The organism is Streptomyces sp. NBC_00207 (genome assembly GCF_045160965.1).
Classification (GTDB): Bacteria; Actinomycetota; Actinomycetes; order Streptomycetales; family Streptomycetaceae; genus Streptomyces.
Window position 1 is genome coordinate 4844453 of record NZ_CP130715.1, and the last position, 19116, is coordinate 4863568.

The 19116-nt window shown below is 69.6% G+C and carries 18 protein-coding genes; 9 read left to right on the forward strand and 9 right to left on the reverse strand.

Annotation, left to right across the window (positions count from 1 at the left end; translation table 11 throughout):
* Positions 1 to 39: 39 nt before the first annotated feature.
* The 6 genes from murJ (at position 40) to trxA (ending at position 7247) form a co-directional block, all read left to right on the forward strand.
* Complete coding sequence (gene murJ / locus OG472_RS22880; protein WP_405941962.1) at positions 40 to 2214, forward strand: murein biosynthesis integral membrane protein MurJ; 2175 nt, start codon at positions 40 to 42, stop codon at positions 2212 to 2214.
* 117 nt (positions 2215 to 2331) lie between these two features.
* Positions 2332 to 4041: a protein kinase family protein gene (locus OG472_RS22885; protein ID WP_405941963.1), complete on the forward strand. Its 1710-nt coding sequence runs from the start codon at positions 2332 to 2334 to the stop codon at positions 4039 to 4041.
* Positions 4042 to 4152: 111 nt separating this feature from the next.
* The gene (sigM, locus tag OG472_RS22890; protein WP_405831003.1) at positions 4153 to 4848 is read left to right on the forward strand and encodes an RNA polymerase sigma factor SigM; all 696 of its coding nucleotides are present in this window, start codon (positions 4153 to 4155) and stop codon (positions 4846 to 4848) included.
* Entirely contained in the window at positions 4845 to 5771 is a 927-nt protein-coding gene (locus OG472_RS22895) for an anti-sigma factor family protein (RefSeq protein ID WP_405831005.1), read from the forward strand. The genes sigM and OG472_RS22895 overlap by 4 nt, the downstream gene beginning before the upstream one ends.
* 124 nt (positions 5772 to 5895) lie before the next feature.
* Positions 5896 to 6855 (forward strand): thioredoxin-disulfide reductase, encoded by a 960-nt coding sequence (gene trxB, locus OG472_RS22900; RefSeq protein ID WP_401610146.1) that lies wholly within the window; start codon positions 5896 to 5898, stop codon positions 6853 to 6855.
* A gap of 50 nt (positions 6856 to 6905) precedes the next feature.
* Positions 6906 to 7247 carry a thioredoxin gene (trxA, locus tag OG472_RS22905; protein WP_401610144.1) on the forward strand — a complete coding sequence of 114 codons (342 nt, stop codon included), beginning with the start codon at positions 6906 to 6908 and terminating at the stop codon, positions 7245 to 7247.
* Positions 7248 to 7310: 63 nt separating this feature from the next.
* Here the strand turns inward: trxA and OG472_RS22910 are convergent, their stop codons facing one another.
* The 9 genes from OG472_RS22910 to rpmH all read right to left on the reverse strand — a co-directional run bounded on the left by OG472_RS22910 (position 7311) and on the right by rpmH (position 13777).
* A complete protein-coding gene (locus tag OG472_RS22910) occupies positions 7311 to 7928 on the reverse strand; it encodes a GNAT family N-acetyltransferase (RefSeq protein WP_383565029.1) in 618 nt (205 codons plus the stop codon).
* Positions 7929 to 8030: 102 nt separating this feature from the next.
* Positions 8031 to 9122 carry a ParB/RepB/Spo0J family partition protein gene (locus tag OG472_RS22915; RefSeq protein WP_405831008.1) on the reverse strand — a complete coding sequence of 364 codons (1092 nt, stop codon included), beginning with the start codon at positions 9120 to 9122 and terminating at the stop codon, positions 8031 to 8033.
* Positions 9119 to 10207, reverse strand: a complete 1089-nt coding sequence (locus OG472_RS22920) for a ParA family protein (RefSeq protein ID WP_401610139.1) — start codon at positions 10205 to 10207, stop codon at positions 9119 to 9121. Before OG472_RS22920 ends, OG472_RS22915 begins: the two co-directional genes overlap by 4 nt.
* Before the next feature lie 275 nt (positions 10208 to 10482).
* Positions 10483 to 11199 carry a 16S rRNA (guanine(527)-N(7))-methyltransferase RsmG gene (rsmG, locus tag OG472_RS22925; protein ID WP_383565035.1) on the reverse strand — a complete coding sequence of 239 codons (717 nt, stop codon included), beginning with the start codon at positions 11197 to 11199 and terminating at the stop codon, positions 10483 to 10485.
* A gap of 131 nt (positions 11200 to 11330) precedes the next feature.
* Positions 11331 to 11843 carry a R3H domain-containing nucleic acid-binding protein gene (locus OG472_RS22930; protein ID WP_030008408.1) on the reverse strand — a complete coding sequence of 171 codons (513 nt, stop codon included), beginning with the start codon at positions 11841 to 11843 and terminating at the stop codon, positions 11331 to 11333.
* Between the two features lie 15 nt (positions 11844 to 11858).
* Positions 11859 to 12962 (reverse strand): membrane protein insertase YidC, encoded by a 1104-nt coding sequence (gene yidC, locus OG472_RS22935; protein WP_383565037.1) that lies wholly within the window; start codon positions 12960 to 12962, stop codon positions 11859 to 11861.
* Positions 12963 to 12965: 3 nt separating this feature from the next.
* Positions 12966 to 13247 carry a membrane protein insertion efficiency factor YidD gene (gene yidD / locus OG472_RS22940; RefSeq protein WP_076043740.1) on the reverse strand — a complete coding sequence of 94 codons (282 nt, stop codon included), beginning with the start codon at positions 13245 to 13247 and terminating at the stop codon, positions 12966 to 12968.
* A complete protein-coding gene (gene rnpA, locus OG472_RS22945; RefSeq protein ID WP_078892724.1) occupies positions 13244 to 13618 on the reverse strand; it encodes a ribonuclease P protein component in 375 nt (124 codons plus the stop codon). Before rnpA ends, yidD begins: the two co-directional genes overlap by 4 nt.
* Positions 13619 to 13639: 21 nt before the next feature.
* On the reverse strand, positions 13640 to 13777 hold the full coding sequence (rpmH, locus tag OG472_RS22950) for a 50S ribosomal protein L34 (protein ID WP_008741645.1): 138 nt from the start codon (positions 13775 to 13777) through the stop codon (positions 13640 to 13642).
* Positions 13778 to 13877: 100 nt separating this feature from the next.
* Here rpmH and dnaA point away from each other — a divergent pair, with 100 nt between their 5' ends.
* The 3 genes from dnaA to gnd all read left to right on the forward strand — a co-directional run bounded on the left by dnaA (position 13878) and on the right by gnd (position 19063).
* Entirely contained in the window at positions 13878 to 15935 is a 2058-nt protein-coding gene (gene dnaA / locus OG472_RS22955) for a chromosomal replication initiator protein DnaA (RefSeq protein WP_401610135.1), read from the forward strand.
* A gap of 875 nt (positions 15936 to 16810) precedes the next feature.
* Entirely contained in the window at positions 16811 to 17941 is a 1131-nt protein-coding gene (dnaN, locus tag OG472_RS22960; protein ID WP_401610133.1) for a DNA polymerase III subunit beta, read from the forward strand.
* Positions 17942 to 18187: 246 nt separating this feature from the next.
* Complete coding sequence (gnd, locus tag OG472_RS22965) at positions 18188 to 19063, forward strand: phosphogluconate dehydrogenase (NAD(+)-dependent, decarboxylating) (RefSeq protein WP_401610130.1); 876 nt, start codon at positions 18188 to 18190, stop codon at positions 19061 to 19063.
* The last annotated feature ends 53 nt before the right edge of the window (positions 19064 to 19116 follow it).

Sequence of the window (19116 nt, forward strand, 5' to 3'; positions counted from 1 at the left end):
CGTGGCCGGTCGGCCTGGGGACGATGAGGTGGGGTTTCGATGAACGCGCCGTACGACGGTGACCGCGCGCAGGGCACTGGTGGGCCTGCGCCCTCCCAGGGCACTGCTCCGGGCACCCCGGTGCCGGGGCAGGTTCCCGCGCCTGCGCCCGCGCCGGACCGCGACCCGTATGTCCAGGACGCCTACGACCACGACCCGTACCGGTCCCAGGACCTGTCCGCCCAGGACCCCGTCGCCGAGGTCCTCTACGACCGCGCCTCGCACCCCCCGCCGCCGCCCGGCACCTACCAGGAGCCCGGCCCGCTCTACGCGGCGCCGGCCGCCCCCTCGTACTCTCCCGATCCGCACGTCTGGGCCCAGACCCCGGCGCCCGAGCCGGACGGCCCCTCCCGCCACCTGCCGTACGGCGACCACGCCACCACGACCCAGTTCGTCGGCGTCGACTCCCTCGTCACCCAGGCCTCGGAGGACCAGCCGGAACCCGATGCCTTCGCACACCTCTACCGGGACCAGGAGGCGGCCCCCCGCACTCCCGCCGAGGAGGCCCCCGTCGCGGCGCCGGCACCGAGCAAGCCCGCCGGACGCGCAGCCGGCCTCCTGAAGTCCAGCGCGGTCATGGCCGCGGGCACGATCGTCTCCCGCATCACCGGCTTCCTGCGGACCCTGGTCATCGCCGGCGCCATCGGCGTGGGCACCTTCAACGACACGTACCAGATCGCCAACACCCTGCCCACGATGATCTACGTGCTGGTCGGCGGCGGCGCCCTCAACGCCGTCTTCATCCCGCAGCTGGTCCGGGCCATGAAGAACGACAGCGACGGAGGAGAGGCCTACGCCAACCGGCTGCTGACCCTCGTCGTGGTCCTGCTGGCCGGCATCACCACCATCTGTGTCCTGGCGGCACCGGTGTTCATCACGATGATGTCGCCGAAGATCGCCTCCGACCCGCAGCAGATGGAAGTCGCGGTCGCCTTCGCCCGCTACTGCCTGCCCACCATGTTCTTCATGGGCATCCACGTGGTCCTGGGTCAGATCCTCAACGCCCGCGGCCGGTTCGGCGCGATGATGTGGACCCCGGTCCTCAACAACATCGTGGTCATCGCCACCTTCGGCGCCTTCATCTGGGCCTTCGGCGGCTTCACCACCTCCGGCGTCAACGCCACCACCGTCACCGCCGACGGGGTGCGCCTGCTGGGCGTGGGCACGCTGCTCGGACTCACCGTCCAGGCCCTCGCGATGCTGCCCTACCTGCGCGACGCCGGCTTCCGGCCGCGCCTGCGCTTCGACTGGAAGGGCCACGGCCTCGGCAAGGCCGCCCGTCTGGCCAAGTGGACGTTCTTCTTCGTCCTCGCCAACCAGATCGGCCTCGTCGTCGTCACCCAGTTCGCCACCTGGGCCGGATCCGTCGCCGAGAAGCAGGGCCACCCCGGTACCGGCATCACCGCCTACAACTACGCGCTGCTGCTGTGGCAGATGCCGCAGGCGATCATCACCGTCTCCGTCATGACGGCCGTGCTGCCCCGCATCTCCCGCTCCGCCCACGACGGGGACGCCGCCGCGGTCCGCGACGACATCTCCTACGGGCTGCGCACCTCGGCCGTCGCGATCGTGCCGTGCGCCTTCGCGTTCCTCGCGCTCGGCGTGCCGATGGCCACCCTGCTCTACGCCGGATCGGGCTCCGGCGCCCAGAACATCGGCTACATCCTGATGGCCTTCGGCCTCGGCCTGATCCCCTACTCCGTCCAGTACGTCGTCCTGCGCGGCTTCTACGCCTACGAGGACACCCGGACGCCCTTCTACAACACCGTCATCGTCGCCGCCGTCAACGCGGCGGTCTCCGCGGCGTCCTTCTTCGTCCTCCCCGCCCGCTGGGCGGTCGTCGGCATGGCCGCCGCCTACGGCCTCGGCTACACCGTCGGCGTGGGCGTCGCCTGGCGCCGTCTCAAGACCCGTCTCGACGGCGACCTCGACGGCGCCCACGTGATGCGCACCTACGCGCGCCTCACCGGCGCCTGCGTCCCCGCCGCCGCGGTGGCGGGCGCCGCCGCCTACGGAGTCACCCAGTGGCTGGGCAGTGGAGTCGCCGGTTCCGCCGCCGCCCTCGTGGCCGGAGGCATCGCCCTGGCGGCCGTGTTCCTCATCGCCGCCAAGCGGATGCGGATCGAAGAGCTCAACGCGATGGTCGGAATGGTCCGCGGACGTTTGGGGCGCTGATGCGCACAACCGTCGCCCCCGTTCGTGTGTCGTGCATAGCGTCGGACTGTGGGCACAATTGGCATGGCTTCGCAGACTGGCCTACAGCGCGCAACGGATGGGGAGGCGGGAACGACGGTGGCGGAACGTAGCACGGCTGCCGTCGACGTGGCCGACAACGGCGGCGATGAGCCGCTGGCCGCGCAAGCGGCAAAGGCCACGTCCGACGGGGTGGACACCCAGAACGGACGAGCCGCGGACGGACCCATGCCCGACAAGGACGGCGAACGCATGAAGGCGGCCCCCGCTGCCGCACCCGAACTCCACAGCGGCCACAAGCTCGCCAGACGCTACCGGCTGGAAGAGTGCGTCACCCGTGTGGACGGATTCAGCAGCTGGCGCGCGATGGACGAGAAACTGCGGCGTGCCGTGGGCGTCCACCTGATGCCCGCCGACCACGCGCGGGCACGCTCCGTCCTGGCCGCCGCGCGCTCCTCCGCCCTCCTCGGCGACCCCCGGTTCGTCCAGGTCCTCGACGCCGTGGAGGAGAACGACCTCGTCTACGTCGTCCACGAGTGGCTGCCCGACGCGACCGAGCTCACCGCGGTCCTCGCCGCAGGCCCCCTGGAGCCCCACGAGGCCTATCAGCTCGTGAGCCAGATCTCCCAGGCCATGGCCGCCGCGCACCGCGAAGGCCTGGCCCATCTGCGGCTGACGCCCAGCGCGATACTGCGCACCTCCTCGGGCCAGTACCGCATCCGCGGCCTCGCCGTGAACGCCGCCCTGCGCGGCATCACCAGCGAGACCCCGCAGCGCGCCGACACCGAGGCCATCGGCGCCCTCCTGTACGCCGCCCTCACCCAGCGCTGGCCGTACGAGAGCGACGCCTACGGCCTCACCGGCCTGCCCAAGGGCGTGGGCCTGATCGCCCCCGACCAGGTGCGCGCCGGCGTCCACCGCGGCCTGGGCGAACTCGCCATGCGGGCACTCGCCAACGACGGGGCCACCGCATCCCGCCAGGAGCCCGCCTGCACCAGCCCGGAGGAGCTCGCCAAGGCCGTCGCCGCGATGCCCCGCATCCGGCCGCCGGAGCCCGCCTTCACGGCCCCGCCGGAGTACCAGCACACCACCTACCAGCAGGGCAGCTACGGCCGTCCCACGCCTCCCGGGTCGCCCACCACGCAGGTCCGGCCCGTCCCGCCGCCGCCCCCGCTGCAGAGCCGTACGGGCCGCGCCCTCAAGTGGGGTGTCGCCGCCCTGCTCATCGCCGCCCTCGGCCTGGGCAGCTGGCAGCTGGCCGACACCCTCCTGGAACGGAGCAGCCGGAAGGGCAACAGCGGCACCAACAACACCAAGACGGGCACCGAGGACAACCCGAAGCAGAGCGACCCCGGGAAGCCCCTGCCGATCCAGCACGTCTCGGTCCTCGGCGGCTCGGTCCAGCCCCAGCTGGCCCCGAAGACCATCGACAACAACCCCGCAACCGCGTGGATCACCAAGGAGTACTACAACTACCCCGACTTCGGCCGCCTGGAGCCGGAGAACAACGGCAGCGGGATCATCGTCGACCTGGGCGAGCTGAAGAACGTGAACGGCCTCGACATCGACATGTACGTGCCGGGGCAGACGGCCGAGGTCTTCGCCGCCTCCGCGGATGCCGGCAACCCGGAAACCCTCGGCGCCTTCACCCACCGGCTCACCGAGCTGAAGCTCACCGACAAGAAGCTCCAGGCCACGTTCGACACTCCGGTCCGTACGCGCTTCGTGCTGATCCACATCACCGAACTGCCCCCTTCCGGCGGGGGCTACCGGGGTGGAATCAGCGAGATCAAGGTGCTCGGCCCCTAGTCCCGAGCCCGTCCGCCTCGGCTGCGCGCGGCCCGGTGCGGCCGGGCCGCGTGATTCTTTACGCGCCCGGCCGACGCACCTAGTCTCCATCCGGGGAGGAAGCAGGGTGTGATGCGAGAAGGAACCACGGAAGGCAGCGACGACCGGGAACTCCTGGCCGCGCACGTGGCCGGCGATCCCGATGCGTTCGGGGAACTCGTGCGGCGGCACCGGGACCGGTTGTGGGCCGTGGCCCTGCGGACCCTCGGCGACCGCGAGGAGGCCGCGGACGCCGTGCAGGACGCCCTGGTCTCCGCCTACCGGGCCGCCCACACCTTCCGCGGGGAATCCGCCGTCACCACCTGGCTGCACCGCATCACCGTCAACGCCTGCCTCGACCGTGCCCGCAAGGCCGCGACCCGCAGGACCTCTCCCCTCGACGACACGGACCGCCTGGAGCGGCTCCTGGAGCCCCACGAGTCCGCCGAGGCCCCCGCGGAGCGCCAGGACCTCCACCGCCAGCTCCTGGCCGCCCTGGGGACCCTCCCGGCCGACCAGCGGGCCGCGCTCGTCCTCGTCGACATGCAGGGATACCCCGTCGCCGAAGCCGCCCGCATCCTCGAGGTCCCCACCGGCACCGTGAAAAGCCGGTGCGCCCGCGGCCGGGCGAAACTCGTCCCCCTCCTCACTCATCTGCGCACGAATGCCGGGGATAACACCACCACCGAGCGGGGAAGGAACCGGACGCCGGGTCCACCCGTCCCACCAGCGGCAGAACCCAGGCATCCAGACCCAGACGCTGTGAAGGGCGGAGGTGGACGACCGTGAGCCCCACAACCGGCACGACCGGCACGATCCGGCACCCGGACGTCTCGGAGATCTCCGACCTGACCGAAGGTCTCCTCTCCCCGTCCCGCACCGCCGAAGTCCGCCGTCACCTCGATGACTGCGCCCTGTGCGCCGACGTCCGCGCCTCCCTGGAGGAGATCCGCGGGCTTCTCGGCACCCTCCCGGGGCCGGCCCGGATGCCCGCCGACATCGCCGGCCGCATCGACGCGGCCCTCGCCGCCGAGGCCCTCCTCGACGCGACCCAGCCCCGGGACCAGGCCGCACCGGTCACCCGGCCGCGCACGCCGGACCGCGATGTTTCACGTGAAACATCGCCCGCCGGTCACCCGACCGGCCCAACCGGCCCGGGCAGACGCCGTGCCCGCCGCCGGATCGCCGTGCTCTCAGGCCTGGCCGGCGCCGCCGCCTGCGCCCTCGGCCTCTTCCTGTTCGGCGACTTCGCCGGCACCCCCGGCAGCGACACCGCCGCCCGCGGCGAGGCCTCGGACTCCGCCGCCCAGCCGCCCGCAGCCGCCTCGGCCGGCAGCGCGTACACCGCACAGGGGCTCCAGGACAGCGTGCGACAGCTCATCACCCCGGCACCGGGCGCCAAGACCACCCCGGGGGAGCAGAACAACACCTACGGCATGGAGAACACCGCTCCCGCCCCGGGAGTCGCCCCCGGAGACAAGCGGGCGGCACCTCCCGTCCCCACCTGCGTCCAGGACGCCACCGGCCGCGCCGACTCCCTGCTCGCCGTCGGGCGCGGCACCTATCAGGACACCGAGGTGTACCTCCTCGTCCTCTCACACCCGGCCGACTCCTCGCGCGTGGACGCCTACCTCGTCGACACAAGCTGCGAGAACACCGGCTCGGCCACCCCGGGAAAGGTCCTCCTGACGCGTACCTATCCCCGGGGCTGACACGTTCAGGTCCGCGGTGGGGCGGGTGGGGAATGCATGCGCCGTAGGATCCGTTGGGTGGGGTGAGAGTCCGCACCGGCCCCCGGTAGGCAGCACGCAGTCCGCAGAGACGAGGAAGAAACCCGTGAGCGACGTACGAAACGTGATCATCATCGGCTCCGGGCCGGCCGGTTACACCGCCGCCCTGTACACCGCACGCGCTTCGCTCAAGCCCCTGGTCTTCGAAGGTGCCGTCACCGCCGGTGGCGCCCTGATGAACACCACCGAGGTGGAGAACTTCCCGGGCTTCCAGGACGGGATCATGGGCCCGGACCTCATGGACAACATGCGGGGTCAGGCCGAGCGCTTCGGCGCCGAGCTCGTCCCGGACGACATCGTCGCCGTGGACCTCACCGGTGAGATCAAGACCGTCACCGACACCGCCGGCACCGTGCACCGCGCCAAGGCCGTCATCGTCACCACCGGCTCCCAGCACCGCAAGCTCGGCCTGCCCAACGAGGACGCCCTCTCCGGCCGCGGCGTCTCCTGGTGCGCCACGTGCGACGGGTTCTTCTTCAAGGACCACGACATCGCCGTCGTCGGCGGCGGCGACACCGCGATCGAGGAGGCGACCTTCCTCTCGCGCTTCGCCAAGTCCGTGACGATCGTCCACCGCCGCGACAGCCTGCGCGCCTCGAAGGCCATGCAGGACCGCGCCTTCGCCGACCCGAAGATCAAGTTCGCCTGGGACAGCGAGGTCGCCGAGATCCACGGCGAGCAGAAGCTCTCCGGCCTCACCCTGCGCAACACCAAGACCGGTGAGACCTCCGCGCTGCCCGTGACCGGCCTGTTCATCGCCGTCGGCCATGACCCGCGCACCGAGCTGTTCAAGGACCAGCTGGACCTCGACAGCGAGGGTTACCTCAAGGTCGACGCCCCCTCCACCCGGACCAGCGTCACTGGCGTGTTCGGCGCCGGCGACGTCGTGGACCACACGTACCGTCAGGCCATCACCGCTGCGGGCACCGGTTGCTCCGCCGCCCTCGACGCCGAGCGCTTCCTCGCCGCCCTCGCGGACGCCGAGAAGGCCCACGCGGCGGTCTGACCCCCACGCCCCCACCCCACACACCCCGCAGGAAGAAGAAGGAGGCCGCTGTGGCCGGCACCCTCAAGAACGTGACCGATGCTGACTTCGACGCCGAGGTCCTCAGGAGCGACAAGCCCGTACTGGTCGACTTCTGGGCCGAATGGTGCGGACCGTGCCGCCAGATCGCGCCGTCCCTCGAGGCCATCGCCGCCGAGTACGGCGACCAGATCGAGATCGTCAAGCTCAACATCGACCAGAACCCGGCCACGGCTGCCAAGTACGGCGTCATGTCCATCCCGACGCTGAACGTCTACCAGGGCGGCGAGGTCGCCAAGACGATCGTCGGCGCCAAGCCGAAGGCCGCCATCCTGCGTGACCTCTCGGACTTCGTCGAGGTCAAGACCGTCTGAGGTTCCACGTGAAACGGGGCCGCCCCTCCTGGGGCGGCCCCGTTTCGCACATCCCGCCCCTCCTCAGAGGGGACGCAACGCCGGCTCCTTGCGCGCCCCGCCCAACAGCCGGTCCAGCGCCAGCTCCACGTCTTCCTTCCAGGACAGCGTCGACCTCAGTTCGAGGCGCAGCCGCGGATGCACCGGGTGCGGTCGCACGGTCTTGAAGCCCACGGCCAGCAGATGGTCCGCGGGCAGGAGACAGGCCGGACGCTCCCACCGGGCATCCCCGAAGGCCTCGATCGCCCGGAACCCGCGCCGCAGCAGATCCTTCGCCACCGTCTGCACCATGACCCGCCCCAGGCCCTGCCCCTGATACCCCGGCATGATCCACGCGGTGATCAGCTGCACCGCATCCGGCGAGACCGGACTGGTCGGAAACGCGGTGGCCCGGGGCACGTACGCCGGCGGCGCGTACAGCACGAACCCCACCGGAACCTCGTCCACGTAGACCACGCGGCCGCAGGATCCCCACTCCAGAAGGACGGCGGAGATCCACGCCTCCTTCTCCAGTGCCGGAGTCCCCGCCTTCACGGCGGCCTCACCGCTGACCGGATCCAGTTCCCAGAACACGCAGGACCGGCAACGACGGGGCAAATCCTGGAGGTTGTCCAGCGTGAGCGGTACCAGCCGACGACCCATGACCGCATCGTATCCACTGGTCCTTCGTTCTTCGACAGCAAAGCGAAGGGGCGGACCGCGCCGATTCGCACCGGCACGATCCGCCCCTCGGCGGCCCTGGGATCACTCCCCGGAAAGACCCTGCTCCAGCACCCGGCCCTCGCCCGGCGCCAGCGTTCCCAGAATCCGCTCCAGATCCTCCATCGATGCGAACTCGACGGTGATCTTGCCCTTCTTCTGGCCCAGGTCCACCTTCACGCGCGTCTCGAACCGGTCCGACAGACGCGTCGCCAGCTCGCTGAGCGCCGGCGCCACCCGGGTGCCCGCGCGCGGACCCTTCGGCTTCACCGCACTCGAAGGCTCCGAAGCCATCAGCGTCACGATCTCCTCGACCGCACGCACCGACAGCCCCTCGGCCACGATCCGGTGTGCCAGCCGGTCCTGCTCCTCGGAGTCGTCCACCGAAAGCAGCGCCCGGGCATGGCCGGCCGACAGCACACCCGCGGCCACCCGGCGCTGCACCGACGGCGACAGCTTCAGCAGCCGCAGCGTGTTCGACACCTGGGGGCGCGAGCGACCGATCCGGTCGGCCAGCTGGTCGTGGGTGCAGTTGAAGTCCTTGAGCAGCTGGTCGTAGGCCGCCGCCTCTTCCAGCGGGTTCAGCTGGGCTCGGTGCAGGTTCTCCAGCAGCGCGTCCAGCAGCAGCTTCTCGTCGTCCGTCGCCCGGATGATCGCCGGGATGGCCGCCAGCCCCGCCTCCCGGCAGGCACGCCAGCGTCGCTCACCCATGATCAGCTCGTAGCGGCCCGGAGCCGACTGCCGCACGACCACCGGCTGGAGCAGACCCACCTCCTGGATGGAGGTCACCAGCTCGGCGAGCGCGTCCTCGTCGAACACGTCACGCGGCTGGCGCGGGTTCGGCGTGATCGCGTCCATCGGGAGCTCTGCGAACGTCGCTCCCGCCACCTCATTGGTCTCGGCCGCCGCCGGTTCCGGCTCCTGCGCCGGGACGATCGCGAGCGATGTTTCACGTGAAACATCGGCCTGCGCCAGGGAGGCGAGCTTCGCCGCCGCGACCCCCCGCTCCGAAGCCATCACCGGCACCGCCGACGGAGACGTCGAACCGGAACTGATCACCGGCGGCGTCTTCTCCTGCGGGGCCGCGGGGATCAGCGCACCGAGCCCCCGCCCCAGACCTCTACGTCGCTCACTCACTGGATCCCCTCCGCCACACTCTGCGTGCTGTTCATGCCCGGGCCCAGATGGGCCTGCTGGGCGTCGTACTGCATTCCGACCCCTCGATACGCGATCTCTCGCGCCGCCTCCAGGTAGGAGAGGGAACCACTGGAACCCGGATCGTAGGTGAGCACCGTCTGCCCATAGCTCGGCGCCTCGGAAATGCGCACCGACCGGGGGATGCTCGTCCGCAGCACCTCCTTGCCGAAGTGGCTGCGCACCTCCTCCGCCACCTGCGAGGCCAGCCGGGTCCTGCCGTCGTACATCGTCAGCAGGATGGTCGACACGTGCAGCGTCGGGTTGAGGTGGGCCCTCACCAGATCGACATTGCGCAGCAGCTGGCCCAGGCCCTCCAGCGCGTAGTACTCGCACTGGATCGGGATCAGCACCTCCGCGCCGGCCACCAGCGCGTTCACCGTGAGCAGCCCGAGCGAGGGAGGACAGTCGATCAGGATGTAGTCGAGAGGCTGGTCGTACGCCTGGATCGCCCGCTGGAGGCGGCTTTCCCGCGCCACGAGCGACACCAGCTCGATCTCCGCGCCCGCCAGATCGATCGTGGCCGGAGCACAGAAGAGCCCCTCCACATCCACGACCGGCTGGACGACCTCCAGGAGAGGCCGGCTGTCCACGAGCACGTCGTAGATCGACGGCACATCCGCGTGGTGGTCGATGCCCAGGGCCGTGGACGCATTGCCCTGCGGGTCGAGGTCGACCACCAGGACCCGCGCCCCGTGCAGGGCCAGCGAGGCCGCCAGGTTCACGGTCGTCGTGGTCTTGCCCACGCCGCCCTTCTGGTTGGCGACCACGATGACCCGGGTCTGCTCCGGCCGGGGCAGCCGTCCACCGGTGCGCCCCAGCGCGTCGACGGCCAGCTGGGCGGCTCGGCCGATGGGGGTGTCGTTGTCTACAAGCGGGGGAGGCAATGTTTCACGTGAAACATCCTCACCCGCCGCTTCAGAGCGGGGACCGGGGACCGGGTCGGCCATCGGCCCCGCGAGGTTGGCGTCGGACCGCACGGTGTCACTCTCCTCGACATCAGGCTCGCGATGAACAGAGCCTCCCATGTCACCCGGGTCGCGAACCAGCGGGGCCCGTACTCCTGTGGAGGAATCCACCGATGTGGACAACTCCGTCCCCCTTGAGTCCTTGCGGTTGCGGGGTGACGCAGCCGCACGACCGCGGCTGATGATTCCGTGCAGCAGAGAGCGACGTTTCACGTGAAACACGATGCCCGGACAGTGCCCAGACAGGGTCTTCGGGCCGCTACGACACTCCGAAATCCATACCTATGGGGCCCAACGCAGATGAAATCTCCGCCGGGCCCCCACACCTCAGAAAATCAACGGCGCCGGCGGGTGCGTCCCACTCGGGCCGCCTTAGCCCGCTTGGCCGCGAACCTCACCCCACCGGGGCTCTCTCCGACCTCGACCCGGACCACCGTCGACAACGGGTCCACCAGACCCTCGCCCACGTGCAGCACCGAGGTCTTCACCACACCGAGCTTCGCCAGTGCGGTCTTGGCCGACACCAGCTCCTCCTCGGCGGTGTCGCCCTTGAGCGCCAGCATCTCCCCGTACGGACGCAGCAGGGGCACGCCCCAGCCGGCCAGCCGGTCCAGAGGAGCCACCGCACGCGCCGTCACCACGTGCACGGGCTGCAGCTTGCCGAGAACCTCCTCGGCCCGCCCGCGCACCACCGTGACGTGGTCCAGGCCCAGCAGCTCCACGACCTCCTGGAGGAAGGTCGTCCGCCGCAGCAGCGGCTCGAGCAGAGTGATCTTGAGATCCCGGCGCACCAGCGCCAGCGGGATGCCGGGCAGACCGGCGCCCGAACCCACGTCGCACACGGTGACGCCCTGGGGCACCACCTCCGACAGCACAGCGCAGTTCAGCAGGTGCCGCTCCCACAGCCGCGGCACCTCACGCGGCCCGATCAGGCCCCGCTTGACTCCCGCGTCCGCCAGCAGCTCCGCATACCGCACAGCTTCCGGGAAAAACTCACCGAACACCGCGCGCGCCTCTTCAGGCGCCGGGGGAAGCTCAGCTGCCTCCGTCACGGGGACCGTCCTTCCGTACCGCATGGTTCTGAAAAAACCACGTCTTCAAGATGCCGCGTCGTTCACATGCCAGGCTGACAAACATCGGCCCCGCCTGCGACACAGACGGGGCCGGATACTCGCGCCAGGGGTCAGGCCGGGAGCACAACGACGAAGCGCTGCGGCTCCTCGCCCTCGGACTCGCTCCGCAGACCGGCGGCCGCCACGGCGTCGTGGACGACCTTCCGCTCGAACGGGGTCATCGGGGCCAGCTTCAGCGGCTCGCCCGAGGCCTTCACGTCCGCCGCCGCCTGGGCGCCCAGCGCCGCCAGCTCCTCGCGCTTCTTCGCACGGAACCCGGCGATGTCCAGCATCAGCCGGCTGCGGTCCCCGGTCTCCCGGTGCACGGCGAGGCGGGTCAGCTCCTGCAGAGCCTCCAGTACCTCACCGTCGCGGCCCACGAGCTTCTGCAGGTCGCGGCTGGCGGAGTCACTGACGATCGACACCGCGGCCCGGTCGGCCTCGACGTCCATGTCGATGTCGCCGTCCAGGTCGGCGATGTCCAGCAGACCCTCGAGGTAATCGGCCGCGATCTCACCCTCCTGCTCGAGGCGGGTCAGGGTGTCGCCACTCTCAGCGGCGGCGGTGGTGGTGCCTTCCGTCACGGGAGGGACTCCTTCTTACTTCTTGGGAGAGGGCTTGCTGGGCGTCTGACGCTGCGACTTCGACTGCCGCTTGGGCTGCTGCCGCTTCGCGACACCGCCGCTCGCCGCATCCGAATCCGCCGTGGCCTCGGAACTCTTGATCACGGAGCCGTCCGGCTGGGCGGCCAGGCCCTGCTTCGTCAGAGCCGTGATGAACTTCCGCTCGTTGTCGTTGCGGTCCGGGCCCTTGGCCACGATCGCCGCGACGATCTTCTTCTTGCTGCGGCCCTTGACGTCGCCGTGCGAGCCGATGTGCTTCAGCAGGCGGGTCAGGTACTGGTCCTGCGCCTTGCTGCCCGGCGTCGGGTTCTGGTTGATCACGTACATCTGCTGGCCCATGGTCCACACGTTCGTGGTCAGCCAGTAGACGAGGACACCGACGGGGAAGTTGATGCCCATGACCGCGAAGATCACGGGGAAGATGTACATCAGCATCTTCTGCTGCTGCATGAACGGCGTTTTCACCGACAGGTCGACGTTCTTCTGCATCAGCTGGCGCTGGGTGTAGAACTGCGAGAGCGACATCAGGACGATCATGATGGCGGTCACGATGCGCACGTCGGTGATCGAGGCGCCCAGGGCGGCGACCTCCGCGGCGCTGTCGGTGAACTTGGAGGCCAGCGGGGCCCCGAAGATGTGGGCCTCACGCGCGCTGGCCAGCAGCGGACCGTCGATGTAGCCGATCTCTTCACCGTTGGCGATGCTCGCCAGCACGTGGTAGAGCGCGAAGAAGAACGGGGACTGCGCCAGGATGGGAAGGCACGAGGAGAGCGGGTTGGTGCCCGTCTCCTTGTACAGCTTCATCATCTCTTCGGACTGACGCTGCTTGTCGTTCTTGTAGCGCTCCTGGATCGCCTTCATCTTCGGCTGGAGCGCCTGCATGCCTCGCGTCGCCTTGATCTGCTTCACGAAGAGCGGGATCAGACAGATGCGGATCAATACCACCAGGGACACGATGGACAGGCCCCAGGCCCATCCACTGTTCGCGCCGAAGATCGCGCCGTACAGCGAGTGGAACTGGACGATGATCCACGAGACGGGCGTGGTGATAAAGCTGAACAGACTGGCAATCGTGTCCACTAATCAGGCTCCTTGAGCATTGCGAGATCTACGCAACGCACTGCGCAGCTGCTCGTGCCAACGCGGGCGTTTACGGGGTGGGACATGGTCCACGCCACCCGGGGACCACGGATTGCACCGCAGGATCCGCCAGGCGGTGAGGGCCGTCCCCTTCACCGCACCATGCCGGTCGATGGCGGTGTACCCGTAGTGCGAACACGACGGGTAGTACCGGCACACCGGGCCGAGCAGCGGACTGATCGTCCACTGGTACAGCTTGATCAAAGCGAGCAGCGGGTACTTCATCGAGCCACGCCTCCCAGGAGCCGCACCAGAGCGGCATCCAGGTCCCGGGCCAGTTCCTCGGGGCCGGCATCGCCCGCTCCGGGCAACGCACGTACCACCACCAGGCTACCGGCGGGCAGCTGAGACAGCCGCTCCCGGACCAGATGGCGAAGACGGCGCTTCACCCGGTTACGTATGACGGCGTTGCCGACAGCCTTGCTGACGACGAAACCCGCACGCGACGAGGGATCGATCTCCCCCGACTCGTGCGGGTCCGTTGCACCGCTTGTACGTAGGTGGACGACGAGGAGCGGGCGACCAGCCCGACGACCTCGGCGTACCGCGCTCGCGAAGTCCTCGCGCCGCCTCAGCCGATTTTCGGGAGACAGCACGACGTCACGACCTGCGTGTTGTTACGCGGAAAGGGCGGCGCGGCCCTTGCCACGACGGTTCGCGAGGATCGCGCGACCGGCACGGGTACGCATCCGGAGACGGAAGCCGTGGGTCTTGGCACGACGGCGGTTGTTCGGCTGGAAGGTGCGCTTGCTCACTCGGGGGCTCCAGAGAATGAATCGTTGTGGCGGGACATCGCCTGGCTGTCACCGTGCGCCCACGAGGAAACTCGCGTGTTCGCCCGAGTGGCACCGCTAAATGATCACTATCAGTGACCTTCGCCCATCGGTAGGCAGGCGGCAGCAGCCATCGACAACTCGACCTCGTTACGGTACGCGCGGCTACGCCATCCGGTCAAACCGAGCCGACGTGGCCCCACACTGTGCACAGGCTGTGGACAACGACTTGAACCGTACCCGCTGGCCTGACTACCGTTGCCTGACCCTGGATTTTTTGTCCCGACCGTCCCAAAGAACCACACATTCGTGGGACCCCTGTGAGAGAGCGTGCCCTGTGGCTGACGTACCTGCCGATCTTGCCGCAGTGTGGCCAAGGGTGCTCGAAAAGCTCCTCGGGGAGGGACAGCCGGGGATCGAGCCGAAAGACAAGCAGTGGGTCGAGAGGTGCCAGCCCCTGGCGCTCGTCGCCGACACCGCACTGCTCGCCGTCCCCAACGAATGGGGCAAGCGCGTCCTCGAGGGCCGGCTCGCCCCGCTGATCAGCGACGCGCTGAGCCGCGAATGCGGCCGCCCCATCCGGATCGCCATCACCGTGGACGACTCCGCCGGCGAGCCCGCGCCCTCCCCGCCCGCGCAGCAGCCCGGCGCGTACGAGCCGTACGGCGGCCAGCGCCCCGGCGGCGGCCCCGGCAACGGGGACGACCAGCTCCCCACCGCCCGCCCCGCCTACCCGGACTACCAGCAGCAGCGCCCCGAGCCCGGCGCCTGGCCCCGCGGCGGCCAGCAGGACGACTACGGCTGGCAGCAGCCCCGCCTCGGCGGTTTCCCCGAGCGCGACCCGTACGCCTCCCCGCAGCCGGGCTACCTCCAGCAGTCCGAGCCCTCCGGCTACGACCAGGGTTCTTACGAGCAGCAGCAGTACGAGCAGTCTCCGTACGAATCCCAGCAGCCCCATCAGTCGCACCAGCAGCACCAGTCGCATCAGTACGAGCAGCAGAAGTACGAACAGCAGCAGTACGAGCAGCCCGCGCCGCGCCAGGCCCCCGGCCGGCCCGCCGCGCCCCCGGCCCCGTCCGGCGGCTCCACCTCGGGCCCGCTGGAGCCGACCGCCCGGCTGAACCCCAAGTACCTGTTCGACACCTTCGTCATCGGCGCCTCCAACCGCTTCGCGCACGCCGCCGCGGTGGCCGTCGCCGAGGCGCCGGCGAAGGCCTACAACCCCCTCTTCATCTATGGGGAGTCGGGCCTCGGCAAGACGCACCTGCTGCACGCCATCGGGCACTACGCGCGGAGCCTCTACCCCGGCACCCGCGTGCGGTACGTGAGCTCCGAGGAGTTCACCAACGAGTTCATCAACTCCATCCGCGACGGCAAGGGCGACGCGTTCCGCAAGCGCTACCGCGAGATGGACATCCTGCTCGTCGACGACATCCAGTTCCTCGCGAGCAAGGAGTCGACGCAGGAGGAGTTCTTCCACACCTTCAACACCCTCCACAACGCCAACAAGCAGATCGTGCTCTCCTCCGACCGGCCGCCCAAGCAGCTCGTCACCCTGGAGGACAGGCTCCGCAACCGCTTCGAGTGGGGCCTGATCACCGACGTCCAGCCGCCCGAGCTGGAGACCCGTATCGCGATCCTGCGCAAGAAGGCCGTCCAGGAGCAGCTCAACGCCCCGCCGGAGGTACTGGAGTTCATCGCCTCCCGCATCTCGCGCAACATCCGCGAGCTGGAGGGGGCGCTGATCCGGGTCACGGCCTTCGCGAGCCTCAACCGGCAGCCGGTCGACCTGGGCCTCACCGAGGACGTCCTGAAGAACCTGATCCCGGGCGGGGAGGACAGCGCCCCCGAGATCACCGCCTCCGACATCATGGCGGCCACCGCCGACTACTTCGGCCTGACCGTGGACGACCTGTGCGGCTCCTCGCGCAGCCGGGTCCTGGTGACCGCACGGCAGATCGCCATGTACCTGTGCCGGGAGCTCACCGACCTGTCGCTGCCCAAGATCGGGGCGCAGTTCGGCGGCCGCGACCACACCACCGTGATGCACGCGGACCGCAAGATCCGCGCTCTGATGGCCGAACGGCGGTCCATCTACAACCAGGTCACCGAGCTCACCAACCGCATCAAGAACGGCTGAGAGCGGCCCCGTACCGCTCGCCCGGGGCCGTTCAAGGGCCCCTTCAAACGCTTACAGAGGGCGCTCCCGGACGACAACGGGGGCGCCCTTCTTCGTCCGCGCGCCCCTGACCTGTTCGAATACGCCCCCTGGGGAGCAACTCATCCACAGATTCGGTGACTTTCTTCCGTCCACACCCTGGGGACGGGTTCCGTCACCCACAATCTGTCCACAGGCATGCGGGGTGAGGTCCCATCAGACCAGGTCACCGCCCTGTGGAATTGTGCGCAAGCGTCATCCACAGGCTGTGGACAAATATTTCATCCACAGGGCTGTCCACGACGTTGTCCACCGTCTCCCCACAGGTTCGCGCACCCTGTGCACAGGATCGGGGCTCTTCTCCACACCCTTGTCCACTGTTCGGCAACACACCACCCCTTCTCACCGGCCGGAGTGAAAGCGGTCACACGGATGTAGACGTTTGGGTTGTGGAGTACCGGGGGAAAGCTGGGGACACACCTGTGGAGTAGTCGGGGTCCCCTGGGGACGGCCTGTGCAGAACTTTTCGTTCTCCACAGAGACACGGGGTTGTCCACCGGTGTCGCCCACAGGGTCGGTGGATAAAAAACGCGGTGTGACCTGCAAGAACGGGCTTATCCACCGTTTCCACAGGCCCTACTACTACCCCCATAGAGAGTTAGGCCGGTTTCGGTTTTCAAGCAGGTCCTGTGCACAACTCGCCGAGAGCCCGCTCCGCCGCCCCGCTCCCGACTTGACCGCCAGCCGCACCGACTGTCGGCGCCGTACGTCAGACTGGTCCCCGGCATCGGTCGAGGCATCGACGAGCCGACGACGAAGGCCGGCAGACGAGCGAGCAACAGCAGGAGGCGGTTCCGGTGAAGATCCGGGTGGAGCGCGACGTACTCGCGGAGGCGGTGGCCTGGGCTGCCCGTAGCCTCCCGGCCCGGCCGCCGGTGCCCGTTCTCGCGGGCCTGCTGCTGAAGGCCGAGGAAGGCACGCTGAGCCTCTCCGGCTTCGACTACGAGGTCTCGGCCCGCGTCTCCGTCGAGGCGGACGTCGAGGAGGACGGCACCGTCCTGGTCTCCGGCCGGCTGCTCGCCGACATCTGCCGCGCCCTCCCCAACCGCCCGGTGGAGATTTCCACAGACGGTGTACGGGCGACCGTGGTCTGCGGCTCCTCGCGATTCACACTCCACACCCTGCCTGTGGAGGAGTACCCGGCCCTGCCGCAGATGCCCACCGCGACCGGCACCGTGCCCGGCGAGGTCTTCGCCTCCGCCGCCAAGCAGGTCGCCACCGCCGCCGGCCGTGACGACACGCTGCCCGTGCTGACCGGTGTCCGCATCGAGATCGAGGGCGACCGCGTCACCCTGGCCTCCACCGACCGCTACCGCTTCGCGGTCCGCGAGTTCCTGTGGAAGCCGGAGAACCCGGACGCGTCGGCCGTGGCCCTGGTGCCCGCCAAGACGCTCCAGGAGATCGCCAACTCCCTGACCAGCGGTGACACCGTCACCCTGGCGCTGTCCGGCTCCGGCGCGGGCGAAGGCCTCATCGGTTTCGAGGGCGCCGGCCGCCGCACCACCACCCGGCTGCTCGAGGGCGACCTGCCCAAGTACCGGACGCTCTTCCCGACCGAGTTCAACTCCGTCGCCGTGATCGAGACCGCGCCGTTCGTCGAGGCCGTCAAGCGCGTGGCCCTGGTGGCCGAGCGCAACACCCCGGTCCGCCTCAGCTTCGAGCAGGGGGTGCTGATCCTGGAGGCCGGCTCCTCCGACGATGCACAGGCTGTGGAGAGGGTCGACGCCCAGCTCGACGGCGACGACATCTCGATCGCCTTCAACCCGACCTTCCTGCTGGACGGCCTCAGCGCGATCGCCTCCCCGGTGGCCCAGCTGAGCTTCACCACGTCCACCAAGCCCGCGCTGCTCAGCGGCCGCCCGGCGGTCGACGCGGAGGCCGACGAGACCTACAAGTACCTGATCATGCCGGTGCGCCTGTCCGGCTGACGCTCCACCTGTCGACGTCGGGCCCGGTCTCGCGCGCTGCGGGACCGGGCCCGACGTCGTCCACAGGCTGGGGAGGGCGCCGGGGAAAACCCCGAAAGCCGCACCGGCCGCCATGGAGCGCCCGCAGGGCCCGCCGCCACGGCCCGGCGTAGGCTCGGATCCGGTGGGCGACCCCCCGCGCGTCCGGCGAGGACACGGCCGGGGAAGCCCCGGCAAAGACGGCCACAACGCTTAAGGAACCACCTGATGGAGCTTGGTCTCGTCGGTCTCGGCAAGATGGGCGGCAACATGCGCGAGCGCATCCGCCGCGCAGGCCACACCGTCATCGGATACGACCGCAACCCGGACCTCGCGGACGTCCACAGCCTGCGGGAACTTGTGGACAGCCTGCAGGCCCCCCGCGTCGTGTGGGTGATGGTCCCCGCCGGCGCGGCGACGCAGTCCACCGTCGACGAGCTCGCCGAGCTGCTCTCGATCGGCGACATCGTCGTCGACGGCGGCAACTCCCGCTGGACCGACGACGAGAAGCACGCCGGGGAGCTGGCGGCCAAGGGCATCGGCTTCGTCGACTGCGGCGTCTCCGGCGGCGTATGGGGCCTGGAGAACGGCTACGCGCTGATGTACGGCGGTGCCAAGGACCACGTCACACGGGTCCAGCCGATCTTCGACGCCCTCAAGCCCGAGGGCGAGTTCGGCGCCGTGCACGCCGGCAAGGTCGGCGCGGGCCACTTCGCGAAGATGGTCCACAACGGCATCGAGTACGCCATGATGCAGGCCTACGCCGAGGGCTGGGAGCTCCTGGAGAAGGTGGACTCGGTCACCGACGTCCGCGAGGTCTTCCGCTCCTGGCAGGAAGGCACCGTCATCCGCTCCTGGCTGCTGGACCTGGCCGTGAACGCCCTCGACGAGGACGAGCACCTGGAGCAGCTGCGCGGCTTCGCGCAGGACTCGGGCGAGGGCCGCTGGACGGTGGAGGCGGCGATCGACAACGCCGTACCGCTGCCCGCGATCACCGCGTCGCTGTTCGCGCGGTTCGCCTCGCGGCAGGACGACTCCCCGCAGATGAAGATGATCGCCGCGCTGCGCAACCAGTTCGGCGGCCACGCGGTCGAGAAGAAGTAGCAGCCCACAGGGCTGCACCGGATCACCAGCAGCACAGCACCACAGCGAGTAGT